We start from the raw sequence: 17,110 nt of genomic DNA on the forward strand, positions 1-17,110 counted from the left end.
TCCTCCGCCTTGCAGCTGCACGCACCAGCCCCCGCTCGGGTCGGCCGAAAAGCTCGCTCGGCTGGAGCGGCCTGATCCGAAAGACAGGCCCTAGTAGCCGTAGGCGGCGAGGGTCGTCTGGATAGCGGAGTTGCCGTTCCACTTGCTGAGCAGGTCCGCCCAGGCGGCCTCTGCGCCGGTGTTGCCGCCGTTCAGGGCGACGCCCCACTGCTGGATGTCGCCGTAGCCGGAGTACGCGCTCGGATCGACTTCGGTCCACGTGTTGGGATCATCGCCCGTGGTGCCGTTCAGCGAACTCGACGTCCAGCTCACGTGCATGATGTTCGACTTCGCGACAAGACCCAGCTGGGTGTTCCCGCCGGCATTCGCCGTCACCGCGCCACGCACCTGGCTGATCCCGGATTCCAGGCGCACCTTGCATGCCGTACCCGCGCTGTCGCACGCGCTTCCGGTGAACACGTTCTGGCCCGCCCCGCTGGTGACCCACGAGAAACCGTTCTGTGTCAACGCCTGCTTGGACGCCGCACCGAACGGCGCGGAAGCCGGGTCGGCTACCGCGATCCGGTGCCCACTCGTCGCGAGCCAGCTCACCAACCCCGACATTGTCGTGGGTGCACCGCCGGAGACCGGCGACGCGTCACACCGAGGCGACTGTGGCTTGCCGTTGCCGCTGCCATTGGCGTCCGCGCCGAACGCCAGCGGCGGACTCCCGGCGTTGGACGGGTCGTCACCGTGCGTCGAGCCCGCCCAGCTGCCGCTGCAGCTGTAGATCGCCAGGCTCCCGATCGCCACAGCGGTTTTGCTCGAGAGCACGCCGTTGCACTCGACGCTCCCGCTCGCCGTGCACGTCCCGCCGGCCGCGGTCGGGATGACCGCGTTCACGTTGGATTCGTCCGCCGACAGGAACGCGTCGATGTGCAACGGCCCGTTCACGCAGTTGTTCGACGAAGACGGATCGCACGTGGTGTAGGGGCCGGCGCTCTTCAGCTGCTGGCGCAGGCTTCCGGACGTGATCCCCCGCATCGTCGACGTATCGATCGCCGGCTTGTTCCAGAACCCGCCGGTCTGCGATGCGGCATTCGCCGTGAACGCCGTGAACGGCTCGATCGACTCGAGTGTGGCTTTCATGTCCTTCACCGCGGGATACATGTTGTTCGCGATCCCGACCTGTGAATTCGTCGTGGCGAACACCGTCGGTGCCGAGGCGGCGATCAGCCCCGTCGCGAGGGCACCCGCCACGAACGCGTTCCGTAACCGGCGCATCGCGGTGCGGCCGGAGCGCGGAGCGCTCCGAGTGCGTCTGGACCTTCGTTGCATCTGCTGCTCCTCGTCGATCCGGTTGGCGGCGACTGCCGCCCCGGCACCCTGCTGGCGGGAGCAGGCAAATGTCCGACAACTCCTCGGCATCTGCGAGGTTTCCCGGCGTGACGGTGCCTCACATGCCTAGATGGTGCTCACTCGGCCACCCAGTAGTCAATGATTGACAACCTGCCTTGCTGTGGATGTAATGCACGTATCCAGCCTGCAGTGGACCGGCGGGGGAACGCCGTCGGCCGGCTGCGGGACGCGAGGGAGGGGCCGGCGACGCAATGGTCAGAGGCGTGTTATGGCACTGTTGAGCAGACTGCCGCGCTCGCGCGTGATCAGGTGGGGTGCGTCGGTTCTCGCGGTGGTCGCGGTGGCGCTGGTCATTGTGGTGCTTGTGCGCGGTGGGTCGGATGCGGCCGCCCCGACCCAGAAGGCCGACCCCAAGTGGTGCACGCCGGGCACCCCGCGCAGCGCGCTGTGCCCACACGGCAAGGTGTTTGACGCGAAGGACTACGCCGTCCACGGCGACGCGTTCGAGTGCATCAATTTCGCCAGTCAGGCGGATGCCCAGGCGGTGCTGCGGGCCGACCCCGGCGATCCGAATCATCTTGACGACGGGGGCGGCGTCGCCTGTCGTGGACTGCCGGAACCGCGCGACACCAAACCGGTCGCCGGTAGCGCACAGCACTTCAAGTGCGGCCCTGACGACATTCGCAGCGCGCTCTGCCCGCAGCCGAAGCGGTCCTTCGACGCTCGCTACTTCCTGCGCTACGGCAATGACGCCTACGACTGCCCGGACTTCGCCAGCCAGGCGGACGCGCAGGCCGTCCTGCGTTTCGCGCCGGCCGACCCGAATCACCTCGATGACGACGGGAACGGCATCGCGTGTCCGGACCTGCCGAAACCGAAAGACGTCAAGCCGGTGCGGCGGGGAACACCGTGACGCGGCAAGGGCCCGCGCGTGCGCTCGGGCTGAAGGTGTCTCATCGATCGAAGGAAGCCCCGACTGCCATGACTTCGGATCATCGCCTGTTCTTGTTGCGTGTCAGACGTCAGGACGGTTTCACGCTGATCGAGCTGCTCGTGGTCATCGTGATTCTTGGTGTCCTTGCGGCCATCGTGGTGTTCTCCGTCAAGGGGATCGGTGACAAGGGTCGTAAGAACGCGGTCGCCGCGGATGCGGCTACTCTGCGGACGGCGGAGGAGGCCTACTGTGCAAAGCACGGTCACTACGGTACGACCGATGATCTGAAGGCTGACGGGCTGTTGTCGAGTGATCCGGTCTACAACATGGTGTCGGTCGGTGAGGAGAACAAGTGCGGCCGGGGTGAGAAGTCGTCGTTCGCGCTGTATGACACCTCCGCACCGACGGAGGCCGGGGCGGACGCGATCCCGGTGGGTCCGAATGCGACCGACGTCGCGGTCGACGAGAAGGTCAATCGTGTGTATGTCGTGGCCAGCGACAACAACAGCGTGACCGTGATCGACGGGAAGACCGACACCCCGGTCGGTGATCCGATCGACGTCTCCAGTGCGGTGACGAGTCCGACCCGTATCGCGGTCGACCCCGGCACGGGGCGGGTCTACGTCGGGGGCGTGGGCGGCGTCGCGATCATCGACACGACCAATGCCAATCAAGTGACCCGTGCAAGCGGCTTCACGGCGTCCGTCGTCGCCATGGCCGTCTCTCCCGAGAACGGCGACGTCTATGTCGGTGGCCGTGTGAATAGTGACGAATTGGCGGTCGCCTACATCGCGGCCGGCAGTTCGTCGGCGACGCCGATCCCACTGCCCGCCACAGCATCCGCGATCCCAGACCTGGACTTTTCCTTTGACACCGTGCACCACACGGTGTATTTCGCATACTCGTTCACCACGATAGGCCTCTTCGCTGTCTCGTCCCAGACCCACGACGCCAAGATCGCAGCGCAGCTCCCGACGACCTCGGTCTGCGGCCGCAACGCCGGGAACGTCCTCGTCATGAACAGCGTTCGTGGCACCACCGTCCTCGATCCCGGCCGCAACCTGGTCTACCTCCTTGCCAAGAGGTGCGCTCAGGATCCGGCAAAGCCCTCGGGCGTGTGGAAGGCCGTCGCGACGACGATCGTCATCAACCCCAGCGACGGCACTTCAACAGAGATCACCGACCCGGTAGGGACGCCCTACGGGACCCAAGTCGCGGTCTACAACTCCGCGGCAGGGGCGGTCTACGTCTACTTGTACGGTGGAACCAACTGCGGCGGTCAGGGGGGCCGCATCGACCGAATCGTCGGGACGAAGGTCACGGGGCAAGCACCAGCCTGCGCAAGCTCATCTCCCCTGGGGAACCCTGCGCACAAGGTCGCCGTGCTGAGAAACTTCAACAGGATCTTCGTCGCACAACAGAAGGGAGGCGCCCCCCAGGGGGGTGGCCCGCAGGGGGGCATCGGAGTGGTCGACGGCGGCACGCTGCTGCCGCAGTCTCCGCTCGGCACGCCTCGCCAGTTCTCCGCGATGGCCGTGAACAACACTACGGGGAAGCTGTATGCGGTGGATCAGGCGAACGCAGCGGTCGCGGTGTTCCGGACAGGATCGGCCTAGGATCATGCCGGAGCAGCCACGCAACTCCCGTAAGGGACAGGATCGCCGGCTACGACCGGGATGTCGTATCTCCCTCGCGGTGGTCGGTGTGATCGCGGCGATCACGCTGACCGCGTGCGGGGGCGACAGACCCCCGGAGCGTACGTTCGACGTCGCTCCGTACGTGCACAAGGGGCACGTGGTCGACTGCGACACGTTCAAGGCCCAGGCCGACGCGCAAGCGGTGCTGCGAGCGGACGCGCTCGACCCGAACGGACTCGACCGGGACGGCGACGGCATCGCGTGCCCGAACCTCCCCGAGCCGACGGACAAGAAGCCGGTCCACCGCGACTTCATGACCGACAAGGACGGCGCACCGATCATCGCGCCGGTCAAGCCGTCGCCGACGGGCAGTTGACAGAGCCGTTGGGCGGTGGCTCCGGGTGCGGCCGCCCGCGCCGGGGCCGGGCTTACATGTGGGCCGAGCCGGAGAGCAGCATGACCAGGACGTTGCGGACGTTCTGGATGGTGCGGAAGTGGCGGGCGCCCAGGACCAGTTCGTCAGATCGTGGCCAGGCCCTCAGTACCGGTCATGAAGCCGTCGGACTCGCTCTGCCAACTGCCGCTGTCGCTGGGGTTGATGAGCGACGGCGGCAGCGCGTTCTCGCTCCAGATGCCGTGCAGCGACGTCGTCGCGCAAGGCGGAGTTTCCGGTGCCGCACGCCGTTCGGCATCGCGCGGATGCCGCAGCTCGGCAGCGCTTTGCACGGAGCGCTTCAGCCGGCAAATCCTCGGAAGACGCCCTCGGGATCATTCCTGGCCGCATCGGCGAAATCGCCGAAGCCCAGGTTGGCGATCATCAGGTTCGCGTTCATCTCGTGAATCCCGGCCGGCGTCACGCGGAACGTGCCGCCGTACGCCTCGAACTCCTCCTCGCTCTCGCACTGATCCCTGGTCAGCAGGGACAACGCCAGCAATGTGACAGGGGTTTCCCGCATGGAGACACGGTCGGCGAGGTAGACGACGCCGTGGCCCTCTCCGTGCGCGGATGCCTCGGAGAGAGCCTGCGTGGGTGTGATTCCCGCCCACCGCGGATCGTCGACCACATGGACGTACGGCTCGAAGTCGTCGTGCTCTCCCCACGGCGTCATCAGATCCGCCTTCACGGCCGACCATGCTCGCTCGTCCGCATGGTCGGTCCTGATGATCAGCGCGGCGTCCTTGTCACGCCCCGCCGGCCACTCCATACGGTCACTCATGCCACTCTCCCCACCCATCCGTGCAGGCCGCTGCCCACGCTTTCGGCATGCACGCTACGGGAGGGCACCGACACACCTGCCGGCGCCGCAGTCGGCGAGGCCCGCCAACCGCGTCCCGCAGTCACCCCCTGGCGCAGGGCTGCCGGTGTCGACGTCGGTGAGGATGCCGAGCGGGGGCGTCGCCGGGCCCGCCCGGCGCGGGTGACGTCGGCGACGTTCACAGCTGTAGCCGTCTCAACTCCCGTCGGCGACCGGGCCGGAGAGACCCCAGGGGACGTGAGGCTTGTCGGGTGTTCCGCGGTTGGGCCACGCGATGTCGTCCACGGCGAGAAACTGCTCGTCGGCCACGGTCGCTGGGGTCGCCCCGGTGAACTCCATGACGTCACGATGCAGGTGGGACTGGTCGGCGTAGCCCGCGTCGGCCGCGACTCGGGCCGCGCCGTCACCTGCGACCAGGCGGTGGACGGCATGGTCGAAGCGGACCAGCTTCACGGCGCGCTTGGGCGGCAGGCCGAGCTGGGACCGGAAGCGGGACCAGAGCCGCTTACGGCTCCACCCGACCTCGGCCGCGAGCGCGTCGACCCGGGTCAGGCCATGACTGCGGGTGATCCGGTGCCAGGCCCAGGCCACCTCCCGGTCCACCGGAGGCCCCGCCGCGTGCCGACGGAGGAGCAGCGCGTCCGTCAACGCGAAGCGGTCCTGCCACGACGGGACTTCGCCGAGTCGCTCGCGGATTCGTGACGCTTCTCGGCCCCACAGATCGTCCAGCGACACGACGGTGCCGTCGAGTTCGGCAGGGGAGGCGCCCAGCAGCGCGCGTGCGATCAACGGGGACAGGCGCACCTGGACGCACTCGACGTTCTCGCCCCGCGCCCGGACCGCGCCACCGGAACCGAAACCGGGCCCGGCGACGACGCTTCCCCGCTCCCGCCGCCCGGCGGCCCAGTCGACGACGGGCGAGCCCGCGCCGAACTCCAGGAGCAGCGTCACGGCCGGGTGCGGGACCATCCGGAGCGCGTCCAGGTCACGGACCCGGAATCCGGCCATAGTGACACCCGCAACCCGGCTCGGCCGCTGCGGACACGCGACGTCCCATACAGCCGAACCATGCATGAAAGTCCGCACCGTTCCATGGTAGTTGAGTCGGCCGAGGGAACATTTATCCAATCCGTGGCTGGTCGCCGGCGGCGACAGTGAGCCCATGACTGCCTCCGACGACGGACTCGCAAGCTCCCCGATCCCGGGAGAGCCCTTGGGCGACGCACGCGGTATGGCCCACCACTCGCTCACCCGCGACGATGCCGGGCCGGTGGAGCGAATGAGAAGGAAAGGCGCCCCGCGGATTCTTGTCTCCGGCGCCAGTGTCGCGGGTCCGGTGCTCGCCTACTGGCTCACCAGGCACGGCTTCTCCGTCACCGTCGTCGAGCGCGCACCGGCTCTGCGCAGGACCGGTGGCCACGCGGTCGACCTGTTCCGGCCCGCGATGGACATCTCGGAGAAGATGGGTGTGCTCCCACGCGTCGAGGAGCGGGCCATCGCCACGAACCGGATGACCGTCCACCGGGAAGGCGCCCGGCGTCCCACCCGGGCGGACCTCTCCAAGATCTTCGGCGGCGCCTCCGACCGGCACGTCGAGATCATGCGCGACGACCTGAGCGAGATCTACCACGACGCCACGAGCGACGACGTCGAGTACGTCTTCGGCGACTCGATCACCGCCATCTCGCCCGACGGCGAGGTGCGGTTCGAGAACGCCGCGCCGCGCCGCTTCGACCTCGTCGTCGGCGCCGACGGCCTGCACTCCAACGTGCGCCGCCTGAGCTTCGGCGACGAGTCCCGCTTCAGTGCCTTCACCGGGGCCTACCTGGGGGTGCTGACCCTGCCGAACGTCTTCGGCCTCGACCGCGAGCTCCTGATGCACGTCGGCGTCGGCCGCACCGCCGGCATGTACGGTGCGCGGCACCTCGGCGACGCGCGGGCGTTGTTCCTGTTCCGGAGCGAGCGCGAGCTCGAATACGACCACCGCGACGTGCCCCGGCAGAAGGAGCTGCTGCGCGGCGCGTTCGCGGGCCTGCACGGCCATGTGGACCGCTGGCTGGACGAGCTCGACCGCACGCCGGCGTTCTACTTCGACTCGATCACCCAGCTCCGCATGGACACCTGGTCGCGGGGGAGGGTGACGCTCGTCGGCGACGCGGGCTACTGCCCCGGCCCGGCCGTCGGCGGCAGCACCAGCCTGGCCGTCGTCGGTGCGTACGTCCTCGCCGGGGAGCTGGCGCGGGCGGACGGCGACCACGAGCGCGCCTTCCCCGCCTACGAGCGCGCGATGGCGGAGCACGTGCGCGGCAGCCACGCGGCCGCGCTCAGCGCGGCGAAGACCCTGATCCCCACCTCGCGCCTCGGCGTGACAGGACTGGCCCGGGGCGCCCGCCTGATCTCCGCCCTGCCCGCAGGGCTCAGCCGGACCCTCCTGCGCCTCGTCACCAAGAGCGCACGCCTCTACGACTCCATGACCGTCGACGACTACCCACCGTCTCCCACCGCATCGCGCGCGGCCTGGTGACCCCCCACCGCGCTCCGGTGCCGATCAGCCCAGGAACTCCGCCAACCGGTCGTTGAGTTGCTCCGGCGCGGTGAGCGGCAGGGAGTGGTGGGTGGCTCCGGGGAGCAGTGCCACGTCGCTCTGCGGGAGCGTGCGGCGGGCCCTGTCGGCGACCTTGCCCGCGTGGTGGGCGCGGCTGTGCTCGGCGAGCAGGACCAGTACCGGCATGGAGAGGCCGGCGGTCCCGGGGCGGCCACCGGCGATCAGCTTGCGGCCGGGAACGGTGGTGGCCAGCGCGTAGAGGCGCTGCCAGGTCTCGTCCGGTTGGGTACCCGCCGTCTCCCAGGCCAGGAAGGCGCGGGCGCGGGCCTCGCTCGGGCGGAGCAGGTGGGGCAGGGCGCGCAGCAGGTAGCCGGGGCGGAACCCCGCGAAGACCTGGGTGGGGTCGACAAGGGCCAGGCGGTCGACCCGCTGCGGTGCGTGCAGTGCGTATCTGACGGCCAGCCAGGCGCCGTACGAGTGGCCGCACAGGTGCGTGCGGGCGAGCCCCAGCCCGTCGAGCAGCGCGTCCAGCCAGGCCGTGAGATCGTCCGCGCTCTTCAGGGGCGCGCCCCGGCGTTCGGTACGGCCCGCGTCGCCCAGCAGGTCGACCGCGTGGACCCGGTAACGCTCCCCGAGCGCCGGTGCGTTGGCGAACCAGGCCAGTCCGGTGGCGGAGCCGCCCGGCAGCAGCACCAGCGGGCGCCCGTCCGCAGGGCCGTACACATGGACGCGGGTACGCCCGTACGGCGTGGCGATGTCGCGTTCCTCGGTGAACTCGGGCCAGCGGGCGCGCAGTTCGGCGTAGGCAAGGTCGAATCGGGACGGTGGCACGGGTATCCCTCTCGGTGAGCGATAATCTCGTTCGGCGAGATAATACGCCGCAGGACGAGGGAGTACGCAATGGACGATCAGAGCCCGGCGATGCGACTGGTGCACCTGCTCCGCGCGGTCACCGTGGAATTCGACCTGCTCGGCGCCGAGTTCGCCGCGCGCCACGGGCTGCACCCCACCGATGTACGCGCGCTCATCCGCTTGCTCGACGCGGCACGGACCGGCACCCGCGCCACACCCGGCTGGCTCGGCGAGCAACTGCGCCTCAACTCCGCCGGGACCACCGCCCTCGTGGACCGGCTGGAGCGGCTCGGACTGGTCCGGCGCAGCAGGGACACGGCCGACCGACGCCGCGTCCTCCTGGAGGTGGAGGAGAAGGCCACGGAACTCGGGTGGAGCTTCTTCGGGCCGCTGATCGGTGAGGTGGTGGCGGTCTCGGAGGACTTCGAAGCAGGCGAGTTGGAGACCGTGGGCCGCTTTCTGGCCGCGGTGCTGGAGTCCGCCGGGCGGGCGCGTTCGGTCTGACGGGCGCAGATCGTGCCCGTGATCGCGCTGCGGATTGCGGTGGTTTCGCATGTTCCTCGGCCGAGGCTTCTCCGCAACCTTGATCTCTCACGGTCGCACATGGGTACGCTGTTCTTGAACACGTTCAATTCTGCGATCGGTGTGATGTCCATGGGCTTTCTGACCGGGTCTGCCGCTCCGGCCGCGCACCGCGCCGGTGCGTCCGGTGCTCCGCCTGCCGCGGATGCGCCCCCCGACGGGCGGCGAGACCGACCCGTAGTGCGAGGGTGGCAAGGGGTGCTGGCCCGTTGGGCTGTCGCTCTGGTGTGGTTCTACGAGGGCTTGTGGTGCAAGGTCTGGCCGGGGCGGGAAGACCAGCGGGCCATCGTCGGGGACGTTCCCCACATGCCGCCCTGGGCGGTGACGGCCGCGCTGATCGCCCTCGGTGTCGCGGAGGCGGCCGTCGGTCTGTGGGCGCTCTCCGGGCTGTGGGCCCGGACTGCCGCTGTCGTACAGACGGCGCTCGTGGTGGTGTTCAACGCGGGCGGGCTGCTGTTCGGCCTCGATCACATAGCGGAGCCGGGGCGGATGCTCACCCAGAATCTGGCGTTCCTGGCGCTGATCTGGCTGGTGGCGGGGACGTCGCCGAGAGCGGCGGTCCGGTGAGCGGCACACCATGGGCACGAGGCCGGATCATCAGCGGGTCGGGCGGCCCTCGCATTCTGTTCGGGCGGATGTACGAGGACTACGGGATCGAGCTCCGCGTCCTGCCCGGCTCGGGGGCCCGGGTGCTGTGCATCGCCTCTGCGGGCGACACCGCTGCCGCCCTGAGGCAGGCCGGCCACGACGTGACGGCCGTCGACGTCAATCCGGTACAACTCGCCTACGCGCGCGACCGGCTCGCGGGCGGAGCCATCACGGAAGGTTCCGCGGAGACGCTGATGCGGCTGGGCCGTGGAACGGCCGGCGCACTGCTGCCGGCCTGGCGCGGGCCCGCCCTGCGCGCCTTCCTGGCGCTCGACAACCCGGCGGAACAGGCCCGGCACTGGCGTACCGCACTGGACGGCCCGGGGCTGGCACGGCTGACGCGGCTCGCGCTGCGGCCGGGCGGGGCACTCGCGGTGGCGCTGCGCCCCTCGTTCGCGCACGTCGTCCCGGCGCGCTTCGACGAGGTGCTCAGACGGCGCCTGGGGCGAACCGTCGCCGGGCACCCCAATGCCCGTAACCCCTGGATGTGGCGGTTGCTCGCAGGTTCCGAACTGCCCGGCACGCGGCCGTTGTTCACGCCGGACGTCCGCCTCGTCCACGCCGACGTGGTCGACGCGCTGGAACAGGCGCCGAGGGGCGCCTACGACGCGGTGACCCTCTCGAACGTGCTCGACGGACCCGGACCCGCCTTCGCCGCCCGGCTGCGCGCCGCCGTGCGCCGTGCCGTGCGACCCGGCGGCATCGTCGTCCTGCGCAGCTTCCGCGAGCCCACGGCGACGGGACCCGGCTGGGCGGCGCGGGACCGATCCGCACTGTGGGGCGTCGTGCGCGTGGTGCGGCTGGGCGCGGACCCGACGGGCACCCAGGACCGAAGGATCGACCCGTGAGATATCTGATGCAGCGTCATCCCATGGCGATGCGCACGCATTTCGCGCACTCGCTCGTCCTGTCGTACGCCCTGCCCGCCGAGGTGCTGCGCCCGCTGGTGCCACCGGGCCTGGAACTCGACACGTACCGTCGCGGCGAACAGGGCGTGGAGTACGGCTTCGTGGCCGCCGCCCTGGTCGACACCCGTGCCCTGCGACCGGCGTTCCTGCCCGCCCGACTGGGCCGCGACTTCCTGCTGACCGGCTACCGCGTCTTCACGCGCTTCCGCACCCCCGGCGGGCGCACCATGCGGGGGCTGCGCATCCTGCGCAGCGACACCGACACCCGGTTGATGCGGCTGGGCGGCAACCTGTTCACCCGCTACAACTACCGTCTGGCCGACATCGGTTCGCGCGTCACGGACGGCACCCTGGAATTCCGGGTCGACAGCGAGGACGGGCACGCCGACCTGGAGGTGCGGGCCGACCTGAGCGGCGCCCCGGCACCGCTGCCCCCGCACAGCCCCTTCACCGACGCCCGCGCCGCCCGCCGCTTCGCCGGACCCCTGCCGTACACCTTCGAGTACGAACCCCGGACCCGCTCCGTGATCGTGGTCAAGGCGTTCCGTACGCAGTGGGACCCGCAGCCCGTCCGTGTCGATGTGCGTCGGCTGACTTTCTTCGACCACGGCCCGCTCGCCGGAACCCACCCCGTGCTCGCCAACGCCTTCCACGTCGCGGGCGTCGACTACGGCTGGCAACGCGGTGTGCGCCGTACCGAGAACGGCGGCATGCGATGACGCCCCGGCACTCCGGCGTCCGCGACGTCATCGCCTACAACTGGCCCCAGTACGCGGCGGGTGCGGCGACCGCGACGGCCGCCGCCCTCCTCGCTCCACACCTGCCCCGGACACTGCGCCCCCTCGCCCGGACGGGATCGGCCGCGGCACTCGCTCTCCTGTGCACCGCCACGGCGGCGAGTTGGCACGTCTACGACCGTTCCGGCCTGTACACCTACGACTGGCTGGAGTCGCTGCTGCCGCGCATCCCGTCGGAGTACGTGGTGATCGGCACCGGCCTGGACGAGGTGAGCGCACCGCTCGCCGCACGCTGGCCGAAGGCCCGGCAGACCGTCATCGACCTGTACGACCGGACCTTGACGGACGAGGGGTCCGTGCGCCGCGCCCGGCGCCGGGTGCCACCCCCCGCCCACGCCGTACCGGGCCGCCCGGGGGCGCTGCCGCACCCGGCGAACGCGGCCGACACCGTCCTGCTCGTCTTCGCCGCGCACGAACTGCGCCGACCGGAGGACCGGGAGCGGCTGTTCACCGAATGCGCCCGGCTGCTGCGGCCGGGCGGCACGCTTCTCGTCGCCGAACACCTGCGAGACGCGGCCAACACGGCCGTGTTCGGGCCCGGCGCCTGGCACTTCCTGCCGCGCCGGGAATGGCTGCGGCTCGCCGCCCACGCGGGGCTGGAACACAGCGCCGAGCGCCGCTTCGCGGGCCTGATCACGGCATTCGCCTTCACCAAGGATCGACGGTGACCCAACTCCTCAGCCTGACGGTCCAGTTGCGCCTGGTCGGCGTCGCCCTGATCCTCATGGGGCTGGTGCACGTCGCACTCCCACGCATCCTGGGCTGGCCCGCCGACCTGCGCTCCAGCAGCCTGCTCACCCGTCAAGTCTCCTACGCCCACCTGTTCTTCATCGCACTGACCTGCGCACTGCTCGGCTCCCTCCCGCTGGCCTTCGCACCGGCCCTGCTCACCGGCGCACCTCTGCCGACGTTCCTGCTCTGCGGCCAGACCCTGTTCTGGGGCCTCCGCTGGATCATGGAGTTCGCCTACTTCTCCCCCCGCATCTGGCGTGGCCACCGCTTGCGCACCGCCGGCCACGTCGGTCTGGCGGCGCTGTGGACCTGGGTGACGGCGGTGTTCGCTACGGCGACGGTGTATGGGCTGGGGTGAGGTGTGGTGCGGCAGTGGCTTGCCGGGCGACGACCGGCCCCGATTTCCGCGTCCTCGCCCTTCCTCGAAGCGAACCTGGGGCGACGCCGCTCAGCCCAACCCCAGCAGTTCGGCCAGGTTCCCCCCGAGCACCCGCTCCCGCACCTCCCCGCGTGGCGTCACCCGCTCCACCATCGTGCGGGCGACCACCGGATCGCCGTACGGCGCGTCCGAGCCGAAGAACGTGCGCGTGGGAAGCTCCTGGATCGCCAGCCGGACGGCGAAGGCGACCTGCGCGGTGGAGAGTTCGAGATGGAGGTTGGGTGTGTCACGGGCCAGCTCGATCGCGTCCAGCCAGTTCGCGCCGGCCAACTGACTGATCACCAGCGGAACATGGGGGTAGCGAGCCGCCAGCGCGGCCAGAGTGCGTACGTCCGCCGCCGTCGTGGGCGCGTATCCGTGGACGACCACCGGCAGACCGGGGTGGTCGTGAGCCGCCCGGAGGACGGGCTCGACGAGGTCCGCGCGGTCCGGGGGAGGGGTCAACTCCCCGATGCCGTACAGGCCGCGCCCGACCACGTCCCGCTCCACGGCGGCCATGGTCTCGTCGAGTGAACGGCCAAGCCGGACGGCCCCGAAGCCGATGAAGCGGTCGGGGTGCGCGGCGAGCGCCGCGTCGAACTCCCGCCACGCCTCGGCGTATCCGTCCGCCGCCCCACCGCTCAGCGCGCCCTCCAGCACGCTCATCTCCCGGCGGAGCGAAGCGGTATCCGTGGCCCGCTCCGGGTGCGGCCGGGTCAGGAAGAGGACGGCACGGTCCACCCCCGCGTCGTCCAGCGCGGACAACTGTGGGCCGAGCGGGTCGTGCACGTGGCTGTGGGCATCGAGAATCATGGGCACCTTCCTGGGGAGACCGCCGGAATGCGGCGCGGCCGGACCAGTGTTGGACCCTGACACCGTTGGAAGGTCAAACGAGAGGAACGTCCCGTGCTGATCGGGGAGTTGTCCAAGCACACCGGCACGAGCGAACGCCTGCTGCGCCACTACGAGCGCACGGGCCTCCTCCACCCCGACCGGCTGCCCAACGGCTACCGCTCCTACGGCCCCGAGGCCGCAGCCGACGTACACCGCATCCGCGCCCTCCTCGCCGCCGGGCTGCCGACACGCGTCATCCGCCAGGTGCTGCCCTGCACCACCGACACGGCCGCCGTACGACCCTGCCCCGGCGTCCTCGACACCCTGCGCGACCAGCTGCGCACGCTGGACCGGCGCGCCGAGGAGCTGACGGCGGCCCGCAGGCTGCTTCGGGAGACCATCGCGGGCGCGGAGAGCCGATAGGCGGAGCCGATGAGGGGTCCACCCCAGTCGGCCAGCCAGCCAGCCAGCCAGCCCGCCCGCACGCGCCGCCGTTGTCAGTGGTGCCTGTCACGATCTCCTCATGACGACGGAGACGGTGGACGGCTGGCGGCCTTTCCTCGAGCGCTGGAGCGGGGAATGGGCGGACGCGCAGGCGCCTGATGCGGGGAGCGGCGACGAGGAGGCCGTGCGGGCGCGGTGGCTCGGGTTCGCGCCCGCCTCCGAGGAGCGGATACGCGCCCTGGAGGAGCGGATCGGACACCGCCTGCCGCCCTCGTACCGGACCTTCCTCGCGGTCACCGACGGCTGGCGGCACGCGGGCGCCTTCGTCTGGCTGCTCGCCGGCACCGAGCGGGCCCGGCCGCACGAGGACGCGAGCGGCCTGTCCGAGTACTTCCCCGGCGAGTTGGACGACGACTCGACGCCCGAGGACGAGCTGCTCGCCGGGATGTGGCACCGTGCGCTGGAACTGCAGGTGGAGTCGGACGCCGTCTACGTCCTGCTCGACCCCGGGGACACGGGCGACGCGGGGGAGTGGGCCCTGTACACCTGGGCGCCGTGGCACGCCGCGCCGCCCGAACGGTACGCGTCGTTCCGCGCGTTCCTGGAGGCGATGTACCGCGAATTCCACCGCCTCCAGGGGGACCGGTCGCTGCGCGAGGGAAGGGAGTTCGTCAACGCCACGACGCGCGCGGTGGACGCGTCCGTCGAGACCGCCCGTCTCGACGCGCTGAGCGGACGGCACGAGGAGGCGGCAGCCGTGCTGGCGGACGCGGCGGAGTACGGCCGGCCCCGGGCAAAGGGGCTGCACGACCAGCTCCGCCGACTCCTCGGGGAGACCTCCCTGGTGAGCTTCGACGGCCTCGCGTCCGACCCGCTGTACGCGCCGGAGTTCCTGCCCGTGCTCCTGGCCGAAAGGGTGCGGACGCAGCGGAGCGACAGTGCGCTGGTGGGGATACCGGTCGCCACCAGAACAGCGCGGGAGTCGGCACAGGATCTGCTGCGGCAGCTGAGCGAGGGCACCTTTCGATACCTCGCCGACGGTCCCTTCGGCGAGGCCGTGGAGCGGGCGCGCGAGCAGGCCCGCTGGGGCGACACGGACGCCGCCTGGCACACCCTGCGCACCGCCCTGCCCGAATGGCGCCCGCTCGGCCCCGACCACCTCGCCCCCGTCGGCCTGTGCGCCGACCCGCTCCTCGGTCCCCTGATCACCCGGGAACGCGGCCGCGAACTGCTGGCCATACCCCGGGCAGCACGGGCAGGACAGGCAGGACAGCAGGGCGAACCCCCGGCTCCCACGGCCGACCTCGACCCACCGGGCCTGGCCTGGCTGGCCGACCAGGGCCCCGGCAGGTTCCTCTCCTCGTACCGTTTCGTCCTCGTGGAGGGCGTGGAGCCGGACGAGCTCCCGGGCCTGATCGGAGCGGAGGGCGTCACGGGTCTCAGCGATCCGGCGACGCCATGGGAGGCACGGCTCAGATCCCGTGGCGTGCGGCCGGACACCCCGTGGGCGGACGAGGCGGCGACCGTCGTCGGCCGGGCGGGTCCCGGATGGAGCTTCGCCCTGGAGCCGGGGCCCGGCGCACACCTGGACGAACGCCGCCTCGTCCCGCCGGGCATCGTCGCGTCCCGGGGCAGGCGGGCGGTGACGGTGTGGAGCGCGGCCGGCGGCGGTGGGCTCTCCTCCGGCGTCTTTCACCTCTCCGTCGCGGAGGACGGCGAGGAGCGGTACGCGTTCACGGTCCGGGGCGCCACGAGGACCAAGCGCGGCACCGTGCCGTACGAGCTGGACCCGGACCGCCTTTTCGCCGGTGGCGAGTCCCCGGAGGGCCGCCTCGGCGAACGCCGGACCCTTGAGGTGCTCGGAGACCGACTCGGCGTTCGCCTGCCCCGGTTCGCCCTGGAACACGGCCGTCTGCACAGCTTCCGGACCCGCCCCTGGAACCGCGCCCCGGGCCCCGGCGAGGTGTACCTGACCGTCCGGATGACCCCGCTCCGGCCGTAGGGACCACGCCGGACGGTACGGCCCGTTCAACACCCGCACGTCACGGACCCGACCGGCGCGGTCAGCCGGTCGACCGCGTGCCGTTCGACCCCGGCCGCCGTCTCCACCGGGAACCCCTCCCGGATCCAGTACTCGACGCCCCCGATCATCTCCTTGACCCGGTAGCCGAGCCGGGCGAGAGCGAGTGCCGCGCGGGTGGCACCGTCACAACCGGGCCCCCAGCAGTAGGTGACGACCGGCACCGAGGGGTCCAGCAACCCGGCGGCGCGCGAAGGGATTTCGGCGCCGGGCAGATGCACCGCACCCGGAATCCGTCCCTGCTCCCAGCCCGCCACGCCACGCGAGTCGACCAGGACGAACCCCGGGTCGCCGGAGTCGAGCGAGGCGTGCACATCGGAGACGTCCGCCTGGAAGGTCAGACGTGCGGTGAAGAAGGCGGCGGCTTCGGCGGCGGACGCGGGCGGTACCCGGAGAGCCGGGCTCGTGTCGATGTTGTTCATGGGAAGGACCCTACGGAGCGCCCCACCGGGCCGGAACCGACGAACCACGGCATGACAGGCCCTCACCCGGGAATCCCGTGGCGATAATTGCCCATGACCGTTGAATCCCTCGACGACACCGATCTGCGCATCCTGGCCGCCCTCCAGCGCGACGGGCGGGCCAGTTACGCCGAGCTGGCGCGGGCCGTCTCGATGTCCGCCAGCGCCGTCACCGAGCGGGTCCGCAGGCTCGAAGAGACCGGCGTGATCCGTGGCTACTCCGCCGTCGTCGACCCGGAGCGCCTCGGCCTCGGCATCCTGGCCTTCGTCCGACTGCGCTACCCGACCTCCCACTACAAGCCCTTCGAGGACCTGCTCGCCACGACCCCGGAGATCCTGGAGGCCCACCACGTCACCGGCGAGGACTGCTTCGTCCTGAAGGTCGCCGCCCGCTCCATGCGCGACCTCGAACGGACCACCGGCCGTATCGCCGGCCTCGGCTCCGTCACCACCAGCGTCGTCTACTCCAGCCCGCTCCCGAACCGCCCGGTCACGGCGGTGAGTTCATAGCGACACCGCCGCCGCGCCGCCCGCCCACTTGGTCCGGTCCTTCTTAAGCGCGGGTTAATCGGCCCTTAAACATCCTCGGACGCGGCACGCAATTGCCCAGGTAACCGCAGCTCAAGGGGATTTGGGCCCCGCGC

At 70.8% G+C, this 17,110-nt stretch carries 20 protein-coding genes; 13 read left to right on the forward strand and 7 right to left on the reverse strand.

The window, feature by feature from the left end; genetic code table 11:
* Nucleotides 1–90 precede the first annotated feature (90 nt).
* Nucleotides 91–1,239, reverse strand: a complete 1,149-nt coding sequence (locus AB0E91_RS30040) for a hypothetical protein (protein WP_361788323.1) — start codon at nucleotides 1,237–1,239, stop codon at nucleotides 91–93.
* 367 nt (nucleotides 1,240–1,606) lie between these two features.
* Here AB0E91_RS30040 and AB0E91_RS30045 point away from each other — a divergent pair, with 367 nt between their 5' ends.
* The 3 genes from AB0E91_RS30045 to AB0E91_RS30055 all read left to right on the forward strand — a co-directional run bounded on the left by AB0E91_RS30045 (nucleotide 1,607) and on the right by AB0E91_RS30055 (nucleotide 4,285).
* Nucleotides 1,607–2,251: a hypothetical protein gene (locus AB0E91_RS30045; protein ID WP_361788325.1), complete on the forward strand. Its 645-nt coding sequence runs from the start codon at nucleotides 1,607–1,609 to the stop codon at nucleotides 2,249–2,251.
* A 68-nt stretch (nucleotides 2,252–2,319) separates the two neighbouring features.
* Complete coding sequence (locus tag AB0E91_RS30050) at nucleotides 2,320–3,888, forward strand: prepilin-type N-terminal cleavage/methylation domain-containing protein (RefSeq protein ID WP_361788327.1); 1,569 nt, start codon at nucleotides 2,320–2,322, stop codon at nucleotides 3,886–3,888.
* Nucleotides 3,889–3,976: 88 nt separating this feature from the next.
* The gene (locus AB0E91_RS30055) at nucleotides 3,977–4,285 is read left to right on the forward strand and encodes an excalibur calcium-binding domain-containing protein (protein WP_361788329.1); all 309 of its coding nucleotides are present in this window, start codon (nucleotides 3,977–3,979) and stop codon (nucleotides 4,283–4,285) included.
* A 143-nt stretch (nucleotides 4,286–4,428) separates the two neighbouring features.
* Here the strand turns inward: AB0E91_RS30055 and AB0E91_RS30060 are convergent, their stop codons facing one another.
* The 3 genes from AB0E91_RS30060 to AB0E91_RS30070 all read right to left on the reverse strand — a co-directional run bounded on the left by AB0E91_RS30060 (nucleotide 4,429) and on the right by AB0E91_RS30070 (nucleotide 6,251).
* Nucleotides 4,429–4,635 (reverse strand): hypothetical protein, encoded by a 207-nt coding sequence (locus tag AB0E91_RS30060; RefSeq protein WP_361788331.1) that lies wholly within the window; start codon nucleotides 4,633–4,635, stop codon nucleotides 4,429–4,431.
* A gap of 8 nt (nucleotides 4,636–4,643) precedes the next feature.
* The gene (locus tag AB0E91_RS30065) at nucleotides 4,644–5,126 is read right to left on the reverse strand and encodes a hypothetical protein (RefSeq protein ID WP_361788333.1); all 483 of its coding nucleotides are present in this window, start codon (nucleotides 5,124–5,126) and stop codon (nucleotides 4,644–4,646) included.
* A 234-nt stretch (nucleotides 5,127–5,360) separates the two neighbouring features.
* A complete protein-coding gene (locus AB0E91_RS30070) occupies nucleotides 5,361–6,251 on the reverse strand; it encodes a helix-turn-helix domain-containing protein (RefSeq protein WP_361788335.1) in 891 nt (296 codons plus the stop codon).
* 76 nt (nucleotides 6,252–6,327) lie between these two features.
* Between AB0E91_RS30070 and AB0E91_RS30075 the strand changes: the two genes are divergently transcribed.
* On the forward strand, nucleotides 6,328–7,689 hold the full coding sequence (locus AB0E91_RS30075) for an FAD-dependent monooxygenase (protein ID WP_361788337.1): 1,362 nt from the start codon (nucleotides 6,328–6,330) through the stop codon (nucleotides 7,687–7,689).
* A 24-nt stretch (nucleotides 7,690–7,713) separates the two neighbouring features.
* On the opposite strand, the gene AB0E91_RS30080 is transcribed toward AB0E91_RS30075, so the two are convergent.
* Nucleotides 7,714–8,541 (reverse strand): alpha/beta fold hydrolase, encoded by an 828-nt coding sequence (locus AB0E91_RS30080; RefSeq protein WP_361788339.1) that lies wholly within the window; start codon nucleotides 8,539–8,541, stop codon nucleotides 7,714–7,716.
* 69 nt (nucleotides 8,542–8,610) lie between these two features.
* Between AB0E91_RS30080 and AB0E91_RS30085 the strand changes: the two genes are divergently transcribed.
* The 6 genes from AB0E91_RS30085 to AB0E91_RS30110 all read left to right on the forward strand — a co-directional run bounded on the left by AB0E91_RS30085 (nucleotide 8,611) and on the right by AB0E91_RS30110 (nucleotide 12,587).
* A complete protein-coding gene (locus AB0E91_RS30085) occupies nucleotides 8,611–9,066 on the forward strand; it encodes a MarR family transcriptional regulator (RefSeq protein ID WP_361788341.1) in 456 nt (151 codons plus the stop codon).
* A gap of 276 nt (nucleotides 9,067–9,342) precedes the next feature.
* On the forward strand, nucleotides 9,343–9,711 hold the full coding sequence (locus AB0E91_RS30090; RefSeq protein ID WP_361788343.1) for a DoxX-like family protein: 369 nt from the start codon (nucleotides 9,343–9,345) through the stop codon (nucleotides 9,709–9,711).
* Nucleotides 9,712–9,779: 68 nt separating this feature from the next.
* Complete coding sequence (locus tag AB0E91_RS30095) at nucleotides 9,780–10,640, forward strand: hypothetical protein (RefSeq protein WP_361788345.1); 861 nt, start codon at nucleotides 9,780–9,782, stop codon at nucleotides 10,638–10,640.
* Nucleotides 10,637–11,419: a DUF2071 domain-containing protein gene (locus AB0E91_RS30100; protein ID WP_361788347.1), complete on the forward strand. Its 783-nt coding sequence runs from the start codon at nucleotides 10,637–10,639 to the stop codon at nucleotides 11,417–11,419. The genes AB0E91_RS30095 and AB0E91_RS30100 overlap by 4 nt, the downstream gene beginning before the upstream one ends.
* Nucleotides 11,416–12,165 (forward strand): methyltransferase domain-containing protein, encoded by a 750-nt coding sequence (locus AB0E91_RS30105; protein WP_361788349.1) that lies wholly within the window; start codon nucleotides 11,416–11,418, stop codon nucleotides 12,163–12,165. Before AB0E91_RS30100 ends, AB0E91_RS30105 begins: the two co-directional genes overlap by 4 nt.
* Entirely contained in the window at nucleotides 12,162–12,587 is a 426-nt protein-coding gene (locus tag AB0E91_RS30110) for a hypothetical protein (RefSeq protein ID WP_361788351.1), read from the forward strand. The genes AB0E91_RS30105 and AB0E91_RS30110 overlap by 4 nt, the downstream gene beginning before the upstream one ends.
* 90 nt (nucleotides 12,588–12,677) lie before the next feature.
* On the opposite strand, the gene AB0E91_RS30115 is transcribed toward AB0E91_RS30110, so the two are convergent.
* Complete coding sequence (locus AB0E91_RS30115; RefSeq protein ID WP_361788353.1) at nucleotides 12,678–13,460, reverse strand: amidohydrolase family protein; 783 nt, start codon at nucleotides 13,458–13,460, stop codon at nucleotides 12,678–12,680.
* Between the two features lie 93 nt (nucleotides 13,461–13,553).
* On the opposite strand from AB0E91_RS30115, the gene AB0E91_RS30120 reads away from it, so the two are divergent.
* On the forward strand, nucleotides 13,554–13,904 hold the full coding sequence (locus tag AB0E91_RS30120; protein WP_361788355.1) for a MerR family transcriptional regulator: 351 nt from the start codon (nucleotides 13,554–13,556) through the stop codon (nucleotides 13,902–13,904).
* Between the two features lie 100 nt (nucleotides 13,905–14,004).
* Nucleotides 14,005–15,927 (forward strand): SMI1/KNR4 family protein, encoded by a 1,923-nt coding sequence (locus AB0E91_RS30125; RefSeq protein WP_361788357.1) that lies wholly within the window; start codon nucleotides 14,005–14,007, stop codon nucleotides 15,925–15,927.
* A gap of 26 nt (nucleotides 15,928–15,953) precedes the next feature.
* On the opposite strand, the gene AB0E91_RS30130 is transcribed toward AB0E91_RS30125, so the two are convergent.
* Nucleotides 15,954–16,427 carry a rhodanese-like domain-containing protein gene (locus tag AB0E91_RS30130; protein WP_361788359.1) on the reverse strand — a complete coding sequence of 158 codons (474 nt, stop codon included), beginning with the start codon at nucleotides 16,425–16,427 and terminating at the stop codon, nucleotides 15,954–15,956.
* A 93-nt stretch (nucleotides 16,428–16,520) separates the two neighbouring features.
* Between AB0E91_RS30130 and AB0E91_RS30135 the strand changes: the two genes are divergently transcribed.
* A complete protein-coding gene (locus tag AB0E91_RS30135; RefSeq protein ID WP_361788361.1) occupies nucleotides 16,521–16,976 on the forward strand; it encodes an Lrp/AsnC family transcriptional regulator in 456 nt (151 codons plus the stop codon).
* Nucleotides 16,977–17,110 lie beyond the last annotated feature (134 nt).

It is taken from the genome of Streptomyces sp. NPDC026659 (assembly GCF_040638245.1).
Classification (GTDB): Bacteria; Actinomycetota; Actinomycetes; order Streptomycetales; family Streptomycetaceae; genus Streptomyces.

Excerpts from the sequence above, each read along its gene's own strand:
- AB0E91_RS30095 (WP_361788345.1), top strand. The coding sequence starts at position 9,780 with ATGTACGAGGACTACGGGATCGAGCTCCGCGTCCTGCCCGGCTCGGGG.
- AB0E91_RS30125 (WP_361788357.1), top strand. The coding sequence starts at position 14,005 with ATGACGACGGAGACGGTGGACGGCTGGCGGCCTTTCCTCGAGCGCTGG.
- AB0E91_RS30115 (WP_361788353.1), bottom strand. The coding sequence starts at position 13,460 with ATGATTCTCGATGCCCACAGCCACGTGCACGACCCGCTCGGCCCACAG.
- AB0E91_RS30050 (WP_361788327.1), top strand. The coding sequence starts at position 2,320 with ATGACTTCGGATCATCGCCTGTTCTTGTTGCGTGTCAGACGTCAGGAC.
- AB0E91_RS30130 (WP_361788359.1), bottom strand. The coding sequence starts at position 16,427 with ATGAACAACATCGACACGAGCCCGGCTCTCCGGGTACCGCCCGCGTCC.
- AB0E91_RS30075 (WP_361788337.1), top strand. The coding sequence starts at position 6,328 with ATGACTGCCTCCGACGACGGACTCGCAAGCTCCCCGATCCCGGGAGAG.
- AB0E91_RS30105 (WP_361788349.1), top strand. The coding sequence starts at position 11,416 with ATGACGCCCCGGCACTCCGGCGTCCGCGACGTCATCGCCTACAACTGG.
- AB0E91_RS30065 (WP_361788333.1), bottom strand. The coding sequence starts at position 5,126 with ATGAGTGACCGTATGGAGTGGCCGGCGGGGCGTGACAAGGACGCCGCG.
- AB0E91_RS30135 (WP_361788361.1), top strand. The coding sequence starts at position 16,521 with ATGACCGTTGAATCCCTCGACGACACCGATCTGCGCATCCTGGCCGCC.
- AB0E91_RS30045 (WP_361788325.1), top strand. The coding sequence starts at position 1,607 with ATGGCACTGTTGAGCAGACTGCCGCGCTCGCGCGTGATCAGGTGGGGT.
- AB0E91_RS30085 (WP_361788341.1), top strand. The coding sequence starts at position 8,611 with ATGGACGATCAGAGCCCGGCGATGCGACTGGTGCACCTGCTCCGCGCG.